The organism is Promicromonospora sp. CA-289599, assembly GCF_050936155.1.
Classification (GTDB): Bacteria; Actinomycetota; Actinomycetes; order Actinomycetales; family Cellulomonadaceae; genus Promicromonospora.
Map to the genome: position 1 here is coordinate 4,593,940 of NZ_JBNJNI010000001.1, position 18,317 is coordinate 4,612,256.

At 71.6% G+C, this 18,317-nt stretch carries 16 protein-coding genes; 11 read left to right on the top strand and 5 right to left on the bottom strand.

Annotated features, from left to right (window positions below):
- Nucleotides 1-15 precede the first annotated feature (15 nt).
- The 9 genes from ACQEVI_RS20495 (at nt 16) to ACQEVI_RS20535 (ending at nt 10,016) form a co-directional block, all read left to right on the top strand.
- The gene (locus ACQEVI_RS20495; RefSeq protein ID WP_432902181.1) at nt 16-1,050 is read left to right on the top strand and encodes a TIGR03842 family LLM class F420-dependent oxidoreductase; all 1,035 of its coding nucleotides are present in this window, start codon (nt 16-18) and stop codon (nt 1,048-1,050) included.
- Entirely contained in the window at nt 1,047-1,928 is an 882-nt protein-coding gene (locus ACQEVI_RS20500; RefSeq protein WP_432902183.1) for an ABC transporter permease, read from the top strand. Before ACQEVI_RS20495 ends, ACQEVI_RS20500 begins: the two co-directional genes overlap by 4 nt.
- Nucleotides 1,925-2,734 (top strand): ABC transporter ATP-binding protein, encoded by an 810-nt coding sequence (locus ACQEVI_RS20505; RefSeq protein WP_432902185.1) that lies wholly within the window; start codon nt 1,925-1,927, stop codon nt 2,732-2,734. The genes ACQEVI_RS20500 and ACQEVI_RS20505 overlap by 4 nt, the downstream gene beginning before the upstream one ends.
- Nucleotides 2,731-3,501 (top strand): ABC transporter permease, encoded by a 771-nt coding sequence (locus tag ACQEVI_RS20510; protein WP_432902187.1) that lies wholly within the window; start codon nt 2,731-2,733, stop codon nt 3,499-3,501. The genes ACQEVI_RS20505 and ACQEVI_RS20510 overlap by 4 nt, the downstream gene beginning before the upstream one ends.
- Complete coding sequence (locus ACQEVI_RS20515; RefSeq protein WP_432902188.1) at nt 3,491-4,639, top strand: ABC transporter substrate-binding protein; 1,149 nt, start codon at nt 3,491-3,493, stop codon at nt 4,637-4,639. The genes ACQEVI_RS20510 and ACQEVI_RS20515 overlap by 11 nt, the downstream gene beginning before the upstream one ends.
- A complete protein-coding gene (locus ACQEVI_RS20520; RefSeq protein WP_432902190.1) occupies nt 4,639-5,943 on the top strand; it encodes an aminotransferase class III-fold pyridoxal phosphate-dependent enzyme in 1,305 nt (434 codons plus the stop codon). Before ACQEVI_RS20515 ends, ACQEVI_RS20520 begins: the two co-directional genes overlap by 1 nt.
- Before the next feature lie 31 nt (nt 5,944-5,974).
- Nucleotides 5,975-6,778 carry an SDR family oxidoreductase gene (locus ACQEVI_RS20525; RefSeq protein ID WP_432902192.1) on the top strand — a complete coding sequence of 268 codons (804 nt, stop codon included), beginning with the start codon at nt 5,975-5,977 and terminating at the stop codon, nt 6,776-6,778.
- Nucleotides 6,779-6,883: 105 nt separating this feature from the next.
- Complete coding sequence (locus ACQEVI_RS20530; protein ID WP_432902194.1) at nt 6,884-8,455, top strand: molybdopterin-dependent oxidoreductase; 1,572 nt, start codon at nt 6,884-6,886, stop codon at nt 8,453-8,455.
- Between the two features lie 115 nt (nt 8,456-8,570).
- Entirely contained in the window at nt 8,571-10,016 is a 1,446-nt protein-coding gene (locus tag ACQEVI_RS20535) for an MFS transporter (RefSeq protein WP_432902196.1), read from the top strand.
- Nucleotides 10,017-10,076: 60 nt separating this feature from the next.
- Here ACQEVI_RS20535 and ACQEVI_RS20540 read toward each other — a convergent pair whose 3' ends face one another.
- From ACQEVI_RS20540 to ACQEVI_RS20550, 3 genes are all read right to left on the bottom strand, one after another.
- On the bottom strand, nt 10,077-11,078 hold the full coding sequence (locus ACQEVI_RS20540; protein WP_432902198.1) for a type IV toxin-antitoxin system AbiEi family antitoxin domain-containing protein: 1,002 nt from the start codon (nt 11,076-11,078) through the stop codon (nt 10,077-10,079).
- Between the two features lie 129 nt (nt 11,079-11,207).
- Entirely contained in the window at nt 11,208-12,011 is an 804-nt protein-coding gene (locus ACQEVI_RS20545) for a hypothetical protein (protein ID WP_432902201.1), read from the bottom strand.
- A complete protein-coding gene (locus tag ACQEVI_RS20550) occupies nt 12,008-12,652 on the bottom strand; it encodes a SigE family RNA polymerase sigma factor (RefSeq protein ID WP_432902203.1) in 645 nt (214 codons plus the stop codon). The genes ACQEVI_RS20545 and ACQEVI_RS20550 overlap by 4 nt, the downstream gene beginning before the upstream one ends.
- A gap of 343 nt (nt 12,653-12,995) precedes the next feature.
- On the opposite strand from ACQEVI_RS20550, the gene ileS reads away from it, so the two are divergent.
- Nucleotides 12,996-16,298, top strand: coding sequence for an isoleucine--tRNA ligase (gene ileS / locus ACQEVI_RS20555; RefSeq protein ID WP_432902205.1), 3,303 nt, complete (start codon nt 12,996-12,998; stop codon nt 16,296-16,298).
- Nucleotides 16,299-16,386: 88 nt separating this feature from the next.
- Here the strand turns inward: ileS and ACQEVI_RS20560 are convergent, their stop codons facing one another.
- Entirely contained in the window at nt 16,387-17,604 is a 1,218-nt protein-coding gene (locus tag ACQEVI_RS20560; RefSeq protein WP_432902207.1) for a hypothetical protein, read from the bottom strand.
- Between ACQEVI_RS20560 and ACQEVI_RS20565 the strand changes: the two genes are divergently transcribed.
- Complete coding sequence (locus tag ACQEVI_RS20565; RefSeq protein ID WP_432902209.1) at nt 17,591-17,812, top strand: hypothetical protein; 222 nt, start codon at nt 17,591-17,593, stop codon at nt 17,810-17,812. The two genes, ACQEVI_RS20560 and ACQEVI_RS20565, sit on opposite strands and share 14 nt — an antisense overlap.
- A gap of 84 nt (nt 17,813-17,896) precedes the next feature.
- Here ACQEVI_RS20565 and ACQEVI_RS20570 read toward each other — a convergent pair whose 3' ends face one another.
- Nucleotides 17,897-18,172 (bottom strand): hypothetical protein, encoded by a 276-nt coding sequence (locus ACQEVI_RS20570; RefSeq protein WP_432902211.1) that lies wholly within the window; start codon nt 18,170-18,172, stop codon nt 17,897-17,899.
- Nucleotides 18,173-18,317: the final 145 nt, after the last annotated feature.

Here is an 18,317-nt window from a genome sequence, read left to right on the forward strand (position 1 = left end):
GGTAAGGGGAGCAACATGGACTTCGGGATAGTGCTGCAGAACGACCCGCCCGCCACCCGCGTGGTGGACCTCGCCCGTCAGGCCGAGGACCAGGGCTTCGACTACGTGTGGACGTTCGACTCGCACCTGCTGTGGCAGGAGCCGTTCGTGATCTACCCGGCGATCCTGGCGGCCACCGAGCGGGTGATCGTCGGCCCGATGGTGACCAACCCGGCGACGCGGGACTCGACGGTGCTGGCCTCCATGTTCGCCACGCTCAACGACACGTACGGCAACCGGACGATCTGCGGCATCGGCCGCGGCGACTCCGCCGTGCGCACCCTGCACGGGCGGCCGGCCAGCCTGGCGACCCTGCGGGAGTCGGTCACCGTGATCAAGGACCTCGGGAACTCGCGCGAGGCCGACGTGGGCGGCAGCCCCGTGCGGTTCGCCTGGTCGCAGGGCTCCGAGCTGGACGTGTGGGTCGCGGCGTACGGGCCTCGGGCACTCACGCTGGCGGGAGAGGTGGGTGACGGGTACATCCTGCAGCTCGCCGACCCGGACATCGCGGCGTGGATGATCGGCGCCGTCCGCGAGGCGGCGGAGGCCGCGGGCCGGGACCCGGAGGCGATCAAGTTCTGCGTGGCCGCGCCCGCCTACGTGGGCGAGGACCGGCCGCACATGCGCGACCAGGTGCGCTGGTTCGGCGGCATGGTCGGCAACCACGTCGCGGAGATCGTGGCGCGGTACGGGGCCTCTGCGCACTCGGACGGCGGGGCGCGGATCCCGGCCGCCCTCACCGACTACATCGAGGGCCGCAAGGGCTACGACTACGCCGAGCACGGCCGGGCGGGCAACAGCCACACCGAGTTCGTGCCCGACGACGTCGTGGACCGGTTCTGCCTGGTCGGCACCCCGGACGAGCACATCGCCCGGCTCAAGGAGCTCGAGGCCCTCGGCTGCGACCAGTTCGCGATCTACCTGCAGCACGATTCCCAGGAGGAGACCCTGCGGGCCTACGGCGAGACGATCATCCCGGCCCTGCAGGGGCGCGCCGGGGGAGTCGGATGAGCGGGCGCAGGTCCGCACTCCTCGCCGGCACCGCCGGTGTCCTCGCCCTGGCCGCCTCCTGGGAGGCGTACAAGGCCCTCGTGCCCGACGACGGCTGGGTGCTCGGCGAGGTCCGCGTGCTGCCCCGCACCACCGACGTCGCGATGCCGCACCTGTGGGACATGGTCGCCCGCGCGGCCGAGCCGCTGACCTCCGCCCCGGACTCTCCGCCGCTGTGGCTCGCGACGCTGCAGGGCGCGGGGTTCACGCTCGGCGTCTCGGCCGTGGGCTGGGTGGCCGGGGTGGTGCTCGGCCTGCTCGTGGCGGTGCTCATGGCGCGCTTCGTGCCCGCCCGCGCGGGGCTGCTGCCCTGGGTGGTGCTGAGCCAGACGGTGCCGCTGATCGCCATCGCGCCGCTGGTCAAGCGGTGGGGCGCCCAGCTGGAGGTCGGCGCCCTCGACTGGCACGACTGGATGTCCGTGGCCGTGATCGCCTCGTACCTGGCGTTCTTCCCGGTGTCGGTCGGGGCGCTGCGCGGGTTCACGTCACCGGACGCGTCCGCCGACGGCGTCCGGCTCGATCTGTTCCGCGCCTACGGCGTCGGCTGGTGGACGACGTTCTGGCGGCTGCGGGCGCCGTCGTCCGTCCCGTACCTGCTGCCCGCACTGCGCCTGGCCGCCGCGAACGCGGTGGTCGGGACCGTCGTGGCGGAGGTGTCCACGGGTCTGCGCGGTGGTCTCGGCCGGATGATCGTCGAGTTCGGCGCCTCAGCGAGCGCGGACCCGGCCAAGCAGTGGTCGCCCATCGCGGGCGCCGTGCTCGTAGGACTCGCGGCGACGGGCCTGGTGGCGCTGGTCGCCGTCGGCCTGCGCCGGTACCGCGTGGAGGAGACGGCATGACGGCGGTGGTGGTGTCCGGCGCACGCCGGGTGTTCGACGGCGGCACGGTGGCCCTGGCCGACGTCGACCTCACGGTCGGCGAGGGCGAGCTGGTGTCGCTGATCGGCCCGTCGGGCTGCGGCAAGTCGACGCTGCTGCGGCTGATCGCCGACCTGGACGCTCCGACGTCGGGCAGCGTGTCCGTGTTCGACAAGCCCGCGGAGCGGGCGCGCAAGGACCAGGACTACGGGATCGCGTTCCAGCAGGCGGGCCTGCTGCCGTGGCGCTCGGTGCGGGCCAACGTGGAGCTGCCGATGCAGCTCCGCGGTTCGCGCGGTTCCCGCGCGGATCGGACCACGCGGGCGGCCCGGGCCACGGAGCTGCTCGCGCTCGTCGGGCTCGCGGACTTCGCCGACCACCGGCCGCACCAGCTCTCGGGCGGGATGCAGCAGCGGGTCGCGATCGCGCGGGCGCTGGCCCGCAGCCCGCGGCTGCTGCTGATGGACGAGCCGTTCGGCGCGCTCGACGAGATGACGCGCGAGCGGCTGCAGGACGAGCTGCTGCGGGTCCGGGCCACGACCGGCGCGGCGGTCGTCTTCGTGACGCACTCGATAGCGGAGGCGGTGTACCTGTCGGACCGCGTGGTGGTGATGTCGCCCCGGCCCGGCCGCGTCGTGGCGACCCTCGACGTCCCGCTCGGTGGTCCCGCCGAACGGGCGGCGCGCGGCATCGAGCTGCGTGAGGACCCGGCGTACTTCGAGCGGGTCTCGGCAGTGCGCGAGGCGCTGCACTCCGGCGATCCCGCACCTGACCGGGTGCCCTCATGACCGGGGTCCGGGTCCGGGTCCGCGGCGGCTGGCTCGGGGTTGGGGCGCCCGTTGTCGTCGGGATGGTCGCGGTCGGGCTCTGGCAGGCGGTGGTGACCGGGCTGGGCGTCGAGGCGTTCGTGGTCCCGGCGCCGTCGGACATCGCCGCCGAGCTCGGCGCCAACCTCGGCGTCGTCATGGACGCGGCCCTGGCCACGGCGGCCAACGCCCTGGTCGGCCTCGTGCTGGGGACGCTGCTCGCCCTGGTGGGCGCGGGGGTCGCGGCGGCGTGGCGGCCCGTCGCCGATGCGGCGAACCCGCTGGTCACGGCCACCGCCGTCGTACCGATCGTGTGCCTGGCGCCCGTGTTCTACACGATGTTCGGCACCGACGCGCAGACCACGCGGGTCGTCGTCGCGGCGATCGCCGTGTTCGTCCCCGTGTACCTCAACACGCTGCGCGGGCTGCGCACCGTCGAGCCCGTGCACCGGGACCTGATGCGCGCGTACGCCGCGACGCCCTGGGAGGCCACGCGGCACGTCACCCTGCCCGGCGCGCTGCCCTTCTTCTACACGGGGCTGCGGGTCGCGTCGTCGCTCGCCGTCATCTCCGCCCTGGTCGCCGAGTACTTCGGCGGGCCCGTCGACGGCCTCGGCAAGGCCATCACCTCGGCCGTCTCCTCCAGCCGCTACGCGCTGGCCTGGGCGTACGTGCTGGGCGCCGTCGCCACGGGGCTCGTCTTCTATGCCGTCACCGCTGTGATCGAGAGGAACAACCATGCACGTTAGGAACGCGCTCCGCGCGTCATCCGGGCTGCGCGCCTCCCTGGGCCTGGCCGCTGCCGTCGCGCTGGCCGGCTGCGGACCAGCAGCCGGCGAGCCCGAGCCCGGCGCCGCCACGCCCGTCGTCCTGCAGCTCCAGTGGGTGGCGCAGGCGCAGTTCGCCGGGTACTACGCCGCCGTCGACCAGGGTTACTACGCGGACGAGGGCCTGGACGTCATCATCCAGGAGGCCGGCACCGACACCGTGCCGATCGACGTGCTCGCCGCGGGCAGCGCCGACTACGCGATCTCGTGGGTGCCGAAGGTGCTCGGGTCGATCGAGCAGGGCACGAAGGTCACCAACGTGGCGCAGGTGTTCGAGCGCTCGGGCACGCTGCAGGTCGCGTTCAAGGACGCCGGGATCACCGAGCCCGCCGACCTCGCGGGCAAGAAGGTCGGCTCCTGGGGCTACGGCAACGAGTGGGAGCTGTTCGCCGGCATGCAGGACGCCGGGATCCAGACCCCCGACGACATCGAGCTCGTCCAGCAGGCGTTCGACATGAACGGGTTCCTCGCCGGCGACATCGACGCCGCCCAGGCCATGACGTACAACGAGTACGCCCAGATCCTGGAGACCGTGAACCCCGAGACGGGCGAGCTGTACCAGCCCGAGGACCTCGAGGTCATCGACTGGAACGACCACGGCACGGCCATGCTCCAGGACGCGATCTGGGCCGACGCCGCCCGCCTCGCCGACGACGACGCGTACGCCGACACCACCGTCGCCTTCGTGAAGGCCTCCCTCAAGGGCTGGGCATACGTCCGCGACAACCCCGAGGAGGCCGCCGGCATCGTCACCGCGGCGGGCTCGACCCTCGGCGCCTCGCACCAGCTCTGGCAGACCAACGAGGTCAACAAGCTGATCTGGCCCTCCACCAGCGGCATCGGCACGATCAACGCCGACCAGTGGGACCAGACCGTCGAGATCGCCATGGGCACCGAGAACGAGACCGGGGCGACGGTGATCTCCGCCGAGCCACCCGAGACCGCCTACACCAACGAGTACGTGGAGCAGGCTCTCGCGGAGCTTGCGGAGGAGGGCGTGGACGTCCAGGGTGAGGAGTTCGAGGCACTCGACGTGCAGCTCACCGAGGGAGGCAGCTGATGGCCGACGACGACGTCCGCGCGATCGCCGCGGCCCGCGACCTCCTGATGCAGTCCTGGTCGCCCAGCTCCGCGGCGCCGTCCTTCGTGATCGCGGGCGGCTCCGGGTCCCGGGTGTGGAACCACGCGGGGGAGCAGTGGCTCGACATGTCGTCGATGCTGGTGAACACCAACATCGGGCACCAGCACCCGCGCGTGGTCGAGGCGATAGCGCGCCAGGCGGGCGAGTTGGTCACGGCGTCGCCGGCGATCGCGGTGCGGGTGCGGGGCGAGGCGGCCGAGCGGGTGCTGGCCCGCGCGCCGTTCGGCCCGGGCGGCAAGGTGTTCTTCACCAACGGCGGGGCGGACGCCATCGAGAACGCGATCCGCATGGCCCGCGTGCACACGGGTCGGGACAAGGTCGTGTCGCTCTACCGGTCCTACCACGGCAACACTGGCGCCGCGATCGTCGCGACGGGGGACCGGCGCCGGGTGCCGAACGAGTACGCGACCGGGCACGTGCACGCCTTCGGGCCGTACCTGTACCGGTCGGAGTTCTGGGCGTCGTCCACCGAGGAGGAGGGCGAGCGGGCGCTGCACCACCTGGAGCGGGTGATCCAGGCGGAGATCCCGGACACCGTCGCGGCGCTCCTGCTGGAGACCGTCCCCGGCACGGCCGGCGTCCTCGTGCCTCCGCCCGGCTACCTGGCGGGCGTGCGGCGGATCGCCGACCGGTACGGGATCGTGCTGATCCTGGACGAGGTGATGGCCGGGTTCGGCCGCACCGGCTCGTGGCTCGCCCTGGACCAGCACGACGTTCGCCCCGACCTGATCGTCTTCGCCAAGGGCGTGAACTCCGGATACGTCCCGGCGGGCGGGGTGATCGTCTCCCCAGAGGTCGCGGCGACCTTCCAGGAGCGGGTGTTCCCCGGCGGGCTCACCTACTCGGGACACCCGCTTGCCATGGCGGCGATCGTCGCCACGCTCGACACCATGGCCGACGAAGGGATCGTCGAGAACGCCGCCCGCATCGGGGCCGAGGTGCTCGGCCCGGGGCTCGCCGCGATCGCGGAGGCGAACCCCCTGGTCGGGGACGTGCGCGGCCTCGGCGTCTTCTGGGCGGTCGAGCTGGTCACCGACCCCGTGACCAAGGAACCGCTCGGCGCGCCCGCCATGGCGGCGATCAAGAAGAACCTGATCGACGGCGGTGTGCTGCCCTTCATCGCCGACAACCGGGTACACGTGGTCCCGCCCTGCGTCATCACCCCGGACGAGGCGCGCGAGGGCCTCGCCGTGCTCGGCAGCGTGCTCGCGGACGCGGGGTAGCCCGGGCCGTCCCGGCGGTTACAGTGCGGCCATGAGCGACAGCACCGCCCCCGAGACCCGTCCCGAGACCACGCCGAACCGCCGCGCCCTGGTGACCGGGGCGTCGTCGGGCATCGGTGCCGCCACCGTGCGTCGGCTGCGCGCCGACGGCTGGGACGTCGTGGCCGCCGCCCGCAGGGCCGACCGGCTGGAGGCGCTCGCCGCCGAGACGGGCTGCGAGGCCTACGCCGTCGACCTGACCGACGACGACGCCGTGACCGCCCTCGCGGACCACCTCACCGCGACCGGCGGGCTCGACGCCGTCGTGAACAACGCGGGCGGCGCGTTCGGCCTGGACCGCGTGGAGCACGCCGACATCGACGACTGGCGGCGCATGTACGAGATCAACGTGCTCGGCACGCTGCGCGTCACCAAGGCCGTGCTGCCCCTGCTGCGCGAGGCGGGCACGACCAAGGGCGTCGCCGACGTCGTGAACGTGACCTCGACCGCCGCCCAGGGTGCCTACGAGGGCGGCGCCGGCTACACCGGCGCCAAGCACGCGGAGCACATGCTGTCCCAGACGCTGCGCTGGGAGATCGCCGGCGAGCCGGTACGCGTCATCGAGATCGCCCCGGGCGCCGTGGCCACCGAGGAGTTCTCGCTGGTCCGGTTCGACGGCGACGCCGAGAAGGCCGCCGCCGTCTACGACGGCTACACGCCCCTGGTGGCCGACGACATCGCGGACACCATCGCCTGGGCCGTGTCCCGCCCGGACCATGTCAACATCGACCTGGTGACGATCCGGCCGCGCGCCCAGGCCCACAACTCGAAGATCGTGCGCGGCACCGGGATCTGACCAAGCTCGACCAACGGAACGGCCGGACCACCCGGGGCCTTACGGAGTCGTGACGATCTGGGCGCCGGCGCCGACGGAGCCCGGTCCGCGTGCCACGCTGAGTGTATGACCCAGGCAACCGAGAGCCCCGCGACCCCACGGGCCGACCGCTCCCCGCACGACGCGCTGTGGGCCGTCCTCGCCGGTGTCCTCGCCGGTGCCGCGGGACTGGCCGTCGCGGAGTTCGTCGCCGCCGTCGTCGCCCCCGGCGCGAGCACCCTGTTCGCGGGCGGCGCCGCCGTGATCGACGCCGTGCCCGGCTGGCTCAAGGACTTCGCCGTGCAGGCGTTCGGCACCAACGACAAGGCGGTGCTGCTCGGGACGATGGGCGTGGTGCTGGCCCTCGGTGCCGCGCTCGCGGGCCGGCTGGAGCTGCGCCGTCCGCCATCGGGTGCGCTGCTGATCGCTGCGGTCGGAGTGGTCGGGGCGACGGTCGCGGTGCTCCGCCCGGACGCGACGCCGCTGTGGGCGCTGCCCAGCATCGTCGGGATCGGCGCCGCGGTGCTCCTGCTCCGGTCGGCGATCGCGCGCCTGCGGCCGGCGGCTGATCTGCGGGCCGAGACCGGCACCGTGGTGGACCGGCGTGGCTTCCTGGTGGTCACGGGGATCACCGCGGGTGTGGCGGTGCTGGCGCTCGCGGGTGCGCGCGTCGTGTCGGCGGGCTCGGCGGTGGTGACCGCCGTCCGCGACAAGATCCGTCTGCCGTCCGCTGCCGAGACGGCGCCTCCGGTCCCCGCGGGCGCCGACCTCGAGCTCGACGGCCTGGCCTCGTACGTCACGCCGAACACCGACTTCTACCGCATCGACACCGCGCTGCGGGTGCCGCAGCTCGACCCGGCCGAGTGGTCACTCAGGGTGGAGGGCATGGTCGAGGAACCGTTCACCATCACGTGGGACGAGCTCCTCGCCCTGCCGCTGGAGGAGCACCACGCGACGCTCGCCTGCGTGAGCAACCCCGTGGGCGGCGACCTCATCGGCAACGCCCTGTGGCTCGGCTACCCGATCCGTGCCCTGCTGGAGCGTGCGAAGCCGCAGGCGGGCGCCGACATGGTGCTCTCCCGCAGCGACGACGGGTTCACCGCCGGGACGCCGCTCGAGGTGCTGCAGGACCCGGACCGCGCCAGCCTGCTCGCCGTCGGCATGAACGGCGAGCCGTTGCCCGTCGACCACGGTTTCCCCGCGCGGCTCGTGGTCCCGGGCCTGTACGGGTACGTGTCGGCCACCAAGTGGGTGACGTCGCTCAAGGTCACCACGTTCGCCGCCGACCAGGGCTACTGGACCCCGCGCGGCTGGTCCGCGCTGGGGCCCATCAAGGTGCAGTCGCGCATCGACGTGCCCCGCGGCTCGGTGGCGGCCGGCGCCGTGACGGTCGCCGGCATCGCCTGGGCCCAGCACACGGGCATCGGCAAGGTCGAAGTCCGGGCCGACGACGGCGACTGGGTCACCGCCGAGCTCGCCGAGACCGTCGGCGCGGACACGTGGCGCCAGTGGCGGGTGTCCCTCGACCTGGACGCGGGGGACCACACGCTCGCGGTGCGGGCCACCGACACCGACGGGCTGGTCCAGACCGACGCCGAGGCTCCGCCAGCCCCGGACGGAGCCACCGGCTGGCACACGGTGGGAGTCTCGGTGGGCTGACTCTCCGGCTTTCGTTGCCGATGAGTTTCGGTCGTGTGCGTCGTCGACATGGTGAACGCTGAGGTACGGGCCACGGTCTTGACCTCAACCATTGTTGAGGTACTGGAGTACTCCCATGAGCACCGACCCGCCCGTCACCGACGCCGACGCCCCGCGTCTCCATCTGTCCGACCCGACCGTCCGGACGTTCGTCCAGCTGCTGATGAACGTGCTGCTCGCGGGGGTCATCAACTTCACGGTGTGGTTCGCCATCACCTTCTTCGTGTTCCTGCAGACCCGCTCGGTCTTCGCCACCGGCGTGATCGCCGGCCTGTTCCTCGTGGCGATGGTCAGCACGGGGGTGTGGTTCGGCAGCCTCGTGGACCACCACCGCAAGAAGACGGTGATGCAGGCGTCCGCCCTGGTCTCCATCACCTTCTACGTGACGTGCCTGGTCATCTACCTCGTCACCCCGGCCGAGGAGTGGACGAACCCGGGCAGCGTGCGGCTGTGGCTGCTCATCGTGCTGCTCATGTGCGGCGTGATCGCCGGCAACCTCCGCTCGATCGCGCTCCCGACGGTCGTCACCGCCCTCTTCGACGAGTCCCTCCGCGACCGTGCCAACGGCCTGGTGGGCACCGTCACGGGCGTCTCGTTCCTGGTGACGTCGGTGATCAGCGGCCTCCTCGTCGCGTTCGACGGCATGCGGACCTGCCTGATCCTGGCGATCGCCGTCCTCGCCGTCGCGCTGGTGCACATGCACTTCATCAAGGTCCCGGAGGTGCTGTCGCACGCGGCGGCGGAGGGGGAGCCGCGGAAGGTCGACCTCAGGGGCACCATGAAGGTCGTCGGACGCATCCCCGGCATGTGGGCGCTCATCGCCTTCACCGCGCTGAACAACGTGCTGGGCGGCGGGTTCATGGCGCTCATGGACGCGTACGGGCTGTCGATGATGTCCGTGCAGGCGTGGGGCTTCGTCTGGGGCGGGCTCAGCGCGCTGATGATCGTGTCGGGCCTGCTCATCGCCCGCACCGGCCTCGGGTCCAACCCGGTGCGCACCATCCTGCTCGTCAACCTGGGGCTGTGGGCCGTCACCGTGGTCTTCCCGATGCAGGCGTCGGTGGTCTGGCTCGTCGCGGGGCTGGCGGCGTACATGATCGCGATGCCGTACGTCGAGGCCTCCGAGCAGACGGTGCTGCAGAAGGTGGTCCCGTACGAGCGGCAGGGCCGGGTGTTCGGCTTCGCGCAGTCGCTGGAGCAGGCCGCCTCGCCGCTGACGGCGTTCCTGATCAGCCCGCTCACCCAGTTCTTCTTCATCCCGTTCATGCGCGAGGGCGGCACGGGCGCCCGCTGGATCGGCGACTGGTTCGGCACGGGCGACGCCCGCGGGATCGCGCTGGTGTTCATCCTGATCGCGGTGCTCGGCCTGGTGCTGACGGGCTACGCCCTGTCGAGCAGGTACTACCGGCTGCTGAGCCGCCGCTACCAGGAGGCCCCGGGCGACCCGACGCCGTCCGACGGCCCGTCCGACGGCCCGTCCGCCGAGTCGGCCGGCGTGGCCGCCGTCCGACCCGTCGCCTGACGCCAAGATGACCATGCACTTGCTGCCAGATCCGGGCTCGGCCTGGCAGCAAGTGCATGGTCATCTCGCGCGGGCTGCCCGACGGCGGGACGGCCGCGGCGGCAGCTCCCGGCCAGGGCGCCAGCCCTCCTGGCGCAGGATCTGGGCGACCTCACCGGCGAAGTGGCCGCCGGTCACGTGGCCAGGGAAGAATCGAAGGACGATGTTCTGCCCCTCGCCGACCAGCCCGTTCTGCCGCGTCGCGTCCCGGCGTACCTGGCGATCCGCCGCGTGGAACTCGTGTGAGTCGATCTCGACGATCAGCCAACGCCCGTCGCCGAGGTACCAGACGAGGTCGGCTCGGCCCAGGAAGCGTCCCCGGGCATCGAAGAAGTCACGCTGCAGGTCGTCGGGCGGGATGCCGGCGTCGTGGCACCGCAGCCGTGCGTGGCTCTCGGGCGGTGATTCCGCCCGGCCGTCGGCCAGTGGCAGCGAAGCGATGACCGCGAGCGATCCCTTGCGGTTCACGAGCTGACTGCGGATCCTGGCGAGGTCCTCCGTCCGGATCAAGCCCTGGTTCAGCGCACTGTCCAGGCATGCGACCGCCTGGTCGCGGGTCAGCGTCGGCAGCGCCTGGACCAGCGCTCGCCCCACCGTCACCACCTCGCGACCGGAGATCTCGACGGTCTCCAGCCCTGCTGCGTACTGCCGGAACACGATCCCGTCCCGGGACTTGCGCGCGACACCACGAGCAAATGTCGCTTCGGGAAGGATCCGACGAGGAAGCCCCTTGACCCCGTGCAGCGCCAGAGCGCACGCGCCGACCGCGATGGACCGGCGGTTGGCCAGCAGCGCGGTCCAGGCTGACCGGAGCCGGTCCACGTCGTAGGGGTGCAGGGTGCTCAGAACGTCGCCGGTGTCGAAGACGCCGCGTGTGACGCGCTGCCACGAACCGCCGGTGACGAGGTTACGGCGCCTCGACGGCCCGACGCCGACGGTGTCGCACTGCAGGGACGACACGAGGCCGGCCTGCTCGCGCGCCAGACCCAGCAACCTCGGTGGGACAGGGATCTTCTTCGGCACATGACTAATTAGATACGAAGAATCCTCTTGGTGGTCCTTGTTATCAACAGGGACGGATATGACCATGCACTTGCTGCCAGGCCGGAAGCGTTCCTGGCAGCAAGTGCATGGTCATCCACGGCGGCCGGGTCAGCTCAGGATCAGCGACTCGCGGAACTGCTCCGCCAGTTCCGCGCTGTCCTCGTGGGGCAGGTTCAGCGTGATCACGTAGGCACCCGGGCCGTCGGCGCGCTCGACGACGAACATGACCGGCCCCTGCTGGTCGTCGGGCACCCCGGTGTTGGTGGGCAGGCCTGCCGCCTCGGCCGCGACGTCCCGCATGGCCGCGCGCTCGGCGCCCGGGAGATCGAACTCCTCGCCGCCGGCCTTGTCGGCCGTGCCTGGCCAGGCAGGGGTCTCGGAGCCTTCGTCGTAGTAGGCGATCCGGTAGAACGGAGGGGCGTCCGGGTCCTCGACGCTGTGGTACATGTCCGAGGTGACCCCCGGCTCGTCCCGCACGGGGCCGCTGGTCACGATCTCGGGCGGCACGGCGTACGTGAGGCCTTCCAGCTCGTGCACGTGCCAGCCCTCGGGCAGGTCCTTCTTCAGAAGCTCCTGCGCTGCCTCCAGCGCCCTCGCCTGCCGTTCTGCTGCCGACATCGACGTCTCCGCCGACGCCGACGCCGACGCCGGTGACACCGGCGACCCGCCCGGCAGGAGCACGCCCGGCGCCGTCGGGCCGGCGAGGGCGAAGGCCGCGCCCGCGACGGCCGCGACCGTCAGCACGCCGCCACCGGTCGCGAAGACCGCGCGGCGGGTCCGGGTGCGGTGGATCGCCACGCGCGACATGGCGTGCGGATTGGCCGCCGTGGGCGGTGCGACGCCGGTGCTGAGGTCACGCAGGTGTGCCACCCAGCTCTCGTCGACCGGCTTGGTGGTGGAGCGGTCGTTCATGCGTCCTGTCCTTCCGAGAGCAGCTCACGCAGGCGGGCGAGGCCGCGTGCGCCTTGGGACTTCACGTTTCCGATGCTGACGCCGAGCTCCTCGGCGACGTCGGCCTCGGACCGGTCGAGCAGATGGCGCAGCACGACCACCCGGCGCTGGCCGGGGCCGAGCCTGCGCAGCGCACGCACGAGGCGCTCCCGCTCGGCGACCTGGTTCCCGCTGTCGAGCTCGGGGGAGCGGCTCGTCTCCTGCGCGACGACGACGTCCTCGGGCGACTGCAGGACCTCGCGGCGGGTGCGCCGCCAGCCGTCGATCCGTGCGGTGGCCAGCACGCGCCGGGCGTAGGCGAACGGGTTGCCGTCCTTGAGCCGGGACCAGTGCCGGTAGGTCCGCTCGAGCGCGATCTGGGTGAGGTCGTGGGCGCGGTGGTCGTCGCCGCACAGGAGGTAGGCGATGCGGTGCAGCGCGGCCGTGCTCTCGACGGCGAAGAGCCGGAACTGCTCCTCCGCCGACACCCCGGTGCGGACCACCGAGAACTCCGGCGCACCGGCCGGAACGTCCGTGGCGGGTCCAGGCTTCGGCACCGCCCGCAAGGGGGCGCCGGCCGCTGTGCCGACCGGCGGACCGATCGCTTGGCTGATTGCGTTCATGTCACCTGGACGCACGCGGGGCACGATCAGGTTGCACGCCCGGCTTTTCCGGTTGCCGCCGCCCGGTAGGCTTGCCCTACAGGCATCGACCCGGACATCACCGGTGAGCCTCCGGAAGAACAGGTCACCCCACCGCTCTGCGCTCGTCAACGGGTCAGGCAGCGGGAACCCCAGTAGAACCGGACGGGTAGGCCCGTCACAGCCGTCAACGAGCGGCCGCACGCGGGAGCGAGCGGCAAGCGGGGTGGTACCGCGGCGCACCCAGGTGCGGCGTCCTCGCAGCAGAAGCACCACGAAGTCCACCTGCTGCCGAACCGCTGAACCGCCAGGAGCCAGAAGAATCATGGCCTATCCGCTGCACCGTCCGAGCGACGCCACCACCCCCGTGCCCGCATCGCCCAGCCTGCCCGACCTCGAGCGCGACGTCCTCGAGTACTGGGAGAAGGACGACACCTTCCGCGCGTCCGTCGAGGCCCGACCGGCCGGCGAGAACGGCAGCAACGAGTTCGTCTTCTACGACGGCCCGCCGTTCGCGAACGGCCTGCCGCACTACGGCCACCTGCTGACCGGGTACGCCAAGGACGTCGTACCGCGCTACCGGACCATGAAGGGGCAGCGCGTCGAGCGCCGCTTCGGCTGGGACACGCACGGTCTGCCCGCTGAGCTGGAGGCGATGAGCCAGCTCGGGATCAAGACCAAGGACGAGATCGTCGCGCTCGGCATCGACAAGTTCAACGAGGCCTGCCGCTCCAGCGTGCTCAAGTACACCGACGAGTGGCGCACCTACGTGACGCGTCAGGCCCGCTGGGTGGACTTCGACAACGACTACAAGACGCTGAACCCGACGTTCATGGAGTCGGTGCTCTGGGCCTTCAAGTCGCTGTTCGACAAGGGCCTCATCTACGAGGGCTTCCGCGTGCTGCCCTACTGCTGGAACGACCAGACCCCGCTGAGCAACCACGAGCTGCGCATGGACGACGACGTCTACCAGCAGCGGCAGGACCCGGCGGTGACCGTCGGATTCGCGGTGACGCAGGTCCCGGAGGGCGCGGATGTGCTCCGTACCGGCGACCACCTGCTCATCTGGACCACCACGCCGTGGACCCTGCCCTCCAACCTGCTCGTCATGGTCGGCCCGGACGTCGACTACGCGATCGTCGAGTCGTCCTTCACCGGCACCCCGCAGCGGTACGTGCTCGCGGAGGCCCGTGTGGACTCCTACGCGCGGGAACTCGGCGCCGAGGGCCCTGACGGTGAGCGAGTGGCCCCGAACGTCGTCGGACGCCTCAAGGGCAGCGACCTCCTGGGCGCCGCCTACGCACCGCCGTTCGCCTACTACGAGGGCCACACGGGCGCGCACCGCGTGGTCGAGGCCGACTTCGTCACGACCACCGACGGTACGGGCCTCGTCCACAACGCCGGCGCGTTCGGTGAGGAGGACAAGCAGGTCAGCGACCGCGAGGGCGTGGAGCCGGTCATCCCCGTGGGGGCCGACGGGCGCTTCACCTTCCCCGTCGAGGAGTACAGCGGGCTGCAGGTCTTCGACGCGAACGCGGCGATCATCGACCACCTCAAGGCCCGCACGCGGGGTGCGGCCGACGACGAGGCCGGGCGGACGACGTCGGGCACCGTGCTGCTGCGCCGCGAGCAGTACGCGCACTCCTACCCGCACTGCTGGCGCTGCCGCCAGCCGCTGATCTACATGGGTGTGTCCTCGTGGTTCGTCGAGGTGTCGAAGTTCAAGGACCGCATGGTCGAGCTGAACGAGCAGATCACCTGGGTGCCCGACCACATCAAGCAGGGCCAGTTCGGCAAGTGGCTGGAGAACGCGCGGGACTGGTCGATCACGCGCAACCGGTTCTGGGGCTCGCCCGTGCCGGTCTGGAAGTCGGACAACCCGGCCTACCCCCGCATCGACGTGTACGGGTCGTTCGCGGAGATCGAGCGTGACTTCGGCCGGCTGCCGCAGGACAAGGACGGCAACCCGGACCTGCACCGCCCGTTCGTCGACGACCTGACGCGGCCCAACCCGGACGACCCGACCGGACAGTCCACGATGCGCCGCGTCGAGGACGTGCTGGACGTCTGGTTCGACTCCGGCTCGATGCCGTACGCGCAGGTGCACTACCCGTTCGAGAACGCGGACTGGTTCGAGCACCACTACCCGGGCGACTTCATCGTCGAGTACATCGGGCAGACGCGCGGCTGGTTCTACACGCTGCACGTGCTGGCCACCGCACTGTTCGACCGGCCGGCCTTCCAGACGGCGCTCTCGCACGGCATCGTGCTCGGCTCCGACGGCCGCAAGATGTCGAAGTCGCTGAAGAACTACCCGGACGTCAACGAGGTCTTCGACCGTGACGGGTCCGACGCGATGCGCTGGTTCCTCATGTCGTCGCCGATCCTGCGCGGCGGCAACCTCGTGGTCACCGAGGAGGGCATCCGCGACGCCGTCCGCCAGGTGCTGCTGCCGCTGTGGAGCACGTACTACTTCTTCACGCTGTACGCCAACGCCGCAGGGGACGGCGCGGGCTACGCGGCGCAGCCGCTGACGCCCGAGCGCGTGGCCGGGCTGCCCGTCATGGACCGCTACCTGCTGGCACGCACGCGCGCCCTGGTCGCCGACGTGACCGAACAGCTCGACGGGTACGACATCGCCGGCGCCTGCGACTCGGTGCGCCAGTACCTCGACGCCCTGACCAACTGGTACGTGCGCACGCAGCGCGACCGGTTCTGGGCCGAGGACGCCGACGCCTTCGACACCCTGTCGACGGCGCTCGAGGTGCTGTGCCGCGTGATGGCGCCGCTGGCGCCGCTGCTCACGGAGGAGGTCTGGCGCGGTCTGACCGGCGGGCGTTCGGTGCACCTGGCGGACTTCCCGGTGGCGGAGACCCTGGTGGCCGACGACGCCCTCGTCGCCGCCGTCGAGTCCGCGCGGGCAGTGGTGTCGCAGACGCTGGCGCTGCGCAAGGCGAACAAGCTGCGCGTGCGGCAGCCGCTGCGGTCGCTCGTCGTGGCCGTGGCGGACCCGGACGGCGTCGCGCCGTTCACCGGGCTGATGGCGACGGAGCTGAACGTCAAGGAGGTGCGGCTGGTCGCCTTCTCGCCGGAGGTCGCCACCGAGTACGGCATCTCCGAGCGTCTGGCGGTCAACGCGCGCGCCGCCGGCCCGCGGCTCGGTCGCGGCGTCCAGGCGGTCATCAAGGCCGCCAAGTCGGGTGCCTGGTCCAAGACCGACGCCGGCGCCGTGGTAGTCGCGACGGAAGCCGGCGCCGTCGAGCTGCTCGAGACCGAGTACGAGCTGACGACGGTGGTCGTGCCCCGGGACGCGGCCGACGCGGGCGCCGAGGCCGTGGAGACCGCCGCGGCGGTCCTGGCCGGGGGCGGGTTCGTCGTCCTCGACCTCGGGCTCGACGACGCGCTGCGCGCCGAGGGCTACGCCCGCGACGTCGTCCGCGACGTGCAGGACGCACGCAAGGCCGCCGGGCTGCAGGTCGCCGACCGCATCGCGCTCGAGCTGACGGTCCCCGCCGAGTGGGTCGCCGCCGTCGAGGAGCACCGCGAGCTGGTGACCCGGGAGACGCTCGCGATGTCGCTGGCCGTGACGGCCGGGGCCGAGCGGACGGTATCGGTGACGAAGGCCTGATCCGTCTCCGCGAGGTAGAGCGCCTGTCCGAGGCTCCCTGAGTGTGTCAGGGAGCCTCGGACAGGCGCTCTACCTCGCGGAAACGCAGTCAGCTGTCGAGGCGTGCGTCCCAGGCGTTCAGGATGTCCACCATCGGGATGCCGTACACGTACGAGAAGCACCGGGTGGACACCGACGTCTTGCCGCAGCTGCGCTGGTTCGAACCGCCGTCGATCATGCCGCGGGCGTAGGCCCGCCCGTTGATGACCGCATAGATCGGGCCGCCGCTGTCGCCGCCGCCGACCACCACACCGCCGTCGTCCCGGCTCGCCCGGAAGCCGTGGCAGGTGCGGTCACCGCAGCTCCACGCGACGTTGGTGGCGCGGATCCGGGCGCCGCAGTGCTCACCGGTCACCGCGCCGGACGCGCAGATGACCTGCCCGACGGCGGGCCGCTGCACCCCCGCGATCGGGAACCGGTAGCGCGAGCTGCCGGGCGTGGCGTTCCATGGACCGCCGAACACCGCCGAGCGTGACGTCCGCGGGGAGTCGAACGGCGCGATGGCCTGGGCATCGATGGCCGGGGTGTGGTGCGTGACCTTGCCGAGCGGCTGGCCGGCGCCGTCGCGGACGACCGATCCCACGCCCTTGTTGCAGTGCGCGGCGCTGATGATCCGGCGCCGTCCCTCGGAGTCGATGATCGGGAAGCCTGTCGTGCAGTAGTCGGTCCCGTCCCGCGACGCCATGGCTCCGCCGGCGTGCCACGGCGCGTCGTCGTTGCGCCGCGTCGCAGAGGTGGGCCGGAACTCGGTGTTGACGACCTTCACCTGAACCGGAACCCCTGCGGCACGCTGGAGCTTGCCCGTGAGCCAGCTCGTCCGGGCGGGGCTCGCGCCGTGCCCGATCTCGGCGACGAGGCCGGCATGGTTCTCGGCAGGGAGGGCGGCGATCACGACCTCGGGACCTCGCAGCGCCCGCTGGCTGTCCATCAGCCGGGTGCTCGCTGCCCGCAGGTCGGCCTCGCTGAGGACAGCCTGCTCGACGTCCACCGTCACGCCGTCGGGCGCCTGCGCCTCCAGCTCGCTGATCGACGGCGGAACCGCGCCCTTCCAGGAGACGGTCACCCTCGCGTAGCGGTAGTCGACGGCGACCCCGGCGAAGCCAGGTACCGACGCGAGCTCCGTGGCGGCGTCGGCCGTATCGTCGACGGCGGACTGGAGGGCGGCTTGTCTCTCCGGGGAAAGTTGCTCGGCTCTGTTCGTCTCGGTCTGGCTGACGGCGGTCGTGGCAGCCGTCGACGGCACGGTGAGCGCGGTGGCCAAGGCCATCGTTCCGATGATGATCGCGCGCTGGACCGTGCTGCTTCGCGTCATGCTGCCGATTCCCTCTGATGGACCGAGCACCGCCGGCCGACGGTGCCGTGACATCGTTCTTCACCGGGTGAAGGGCCGCAACACGTCCCGTGATGTGCGCGGCATCGAAGAGGACGTCTGCTCCGATCAGGGAGTTACCTGCGGAACTGAGGGGCGCCAGTAGTATTGGGAGCGCGATGGGCAATAGCCCTGAGAAGTGAGCCCGGGAGTCTGCCCGATTAGGCGGGTGGCCCGGGCTTCGCGCTGTCTAGCGCGGGTCGGGCGGATGGCCGCGCGCATCGATCTGCTCACTGATGAGTGGTGCCACTCGCTGTTTCCACGCACCGCCATGCTGCCAGCACCAGGCAATCGCGTCGGCGGCCCAGAGCAGGGCATCTTCGTGTCGGTCGCGGTGCTCGTAACGCACGGCGGTCTTGTTGAGCTCCTCGAACAGCCAGCGACGATCGTCGCGTTCGACCGTCTGGTCCCGTTCAAGGACGATCAGTGCAGCTTCGAGCTCTATCCGCCTGTCGGGCGAGAGCACGGATCGACGCCTCGCGAGGACGCTTCTTGGGGTCGGTGCGGTTCGTGATGATCATGGCATTCGCGTCATGAGCTGTCAGAGCGTCGATCACGGCCGCTCGTTGGGCATTGTCCGCCTTGTGGAAGTGAATGCTCCGGCTGCCGCG

Coding starts and splice junctions, on each gene's coding strand:
- ACQEVI_RS20530 (WP_432902194.1), top strand. CDS start 6,884: ATGACCCAGGCAACCGAGAGCCCCGCGACCCCACGGGCCGACCGCTCC.
- ACQEVI_RS20535 (WP_432902196.1), top strand. CDS start 8,571: ATGAGCACCGACCCGCCCGTCACCGACGCCGACGCCCCGCGTCTCCAT.
- ACQEVI_RS20515 (WP_432902188.1), top strand. CDS start 3,491: ATGCACGTTAGGAACGCGCTCCGCGCGTCATCCGGGCTGCGCGCCTCC.
- ACQEVI_RS20525 (WP_432902192.1), top strand. CDS start 5,975: ATGAGCGACAGCACCGCCCCCGAGACCCGTCCCGAGACCACGCCGAAC.
- ileS (WP_432902205.1), top strand. CDS start 12,996: ATGGCCTATCCGCTGCACCGTCCGAGCGACGCCACCACCCCCGTGCCC.
- ACQEVI_RS20520 (WP_432902190.1), top strand. CDS start 4,639: ATGGCCGACGACGACGTCCGCGCGATCGCCGCGGCCCGCGACCTCCTG.
- ACQEVI_RS20495 (WP_432902181.1), top strand. CDS start 16: ATGGACTTCGGGATAGTGCTGCAGAACGACCCGCCCGCCACCCGCGTG.
- ACQEVI_RS20505 (WP_432902185.1), top strand. CDS start 1,925: ATGACGGCGGTGGTGGTGTCCGGCGCACGCCGGGTGTTCGACGGCGGC.
- ACQEVI_RS20560 (WP_432902207.1), bottom strand. CDS start 17,604: ATGGCCTTGGCCACCGCGCTCACCGTGCCGTCGACGGCTGCCACGACC.
- ACQEVI_RS20510 (WP_432902187.1), top strand. CDS start 2,731: ATGACCGGGGTCCGGGTCCGGGTCCGCGGCGGCTGGCTCGGGGTTGGG.
- ACQEVI_RS20500 (WP_432902183.1), top strand. CDS start 1,047: ATGAGCGGGCGCAGGTCCGCACTCCTCGCCGGCACCGCCGGTGTCCTC.
- ACQEVI_RS20550 (WP_432902203.1), bottom strand. CDS start 12,652: ATGAACGCAATCAGCCAAGCGATCGGTCCGCCGGTCGGCACAGCGGCC.
- ACQEVI_RS20545 (WP_432902201.1), bottom strand. CDS start 12,011: ATGAACGACCGCTCCACCACCAAGCCGGTCGACGAGAGCTGGGTGGCA.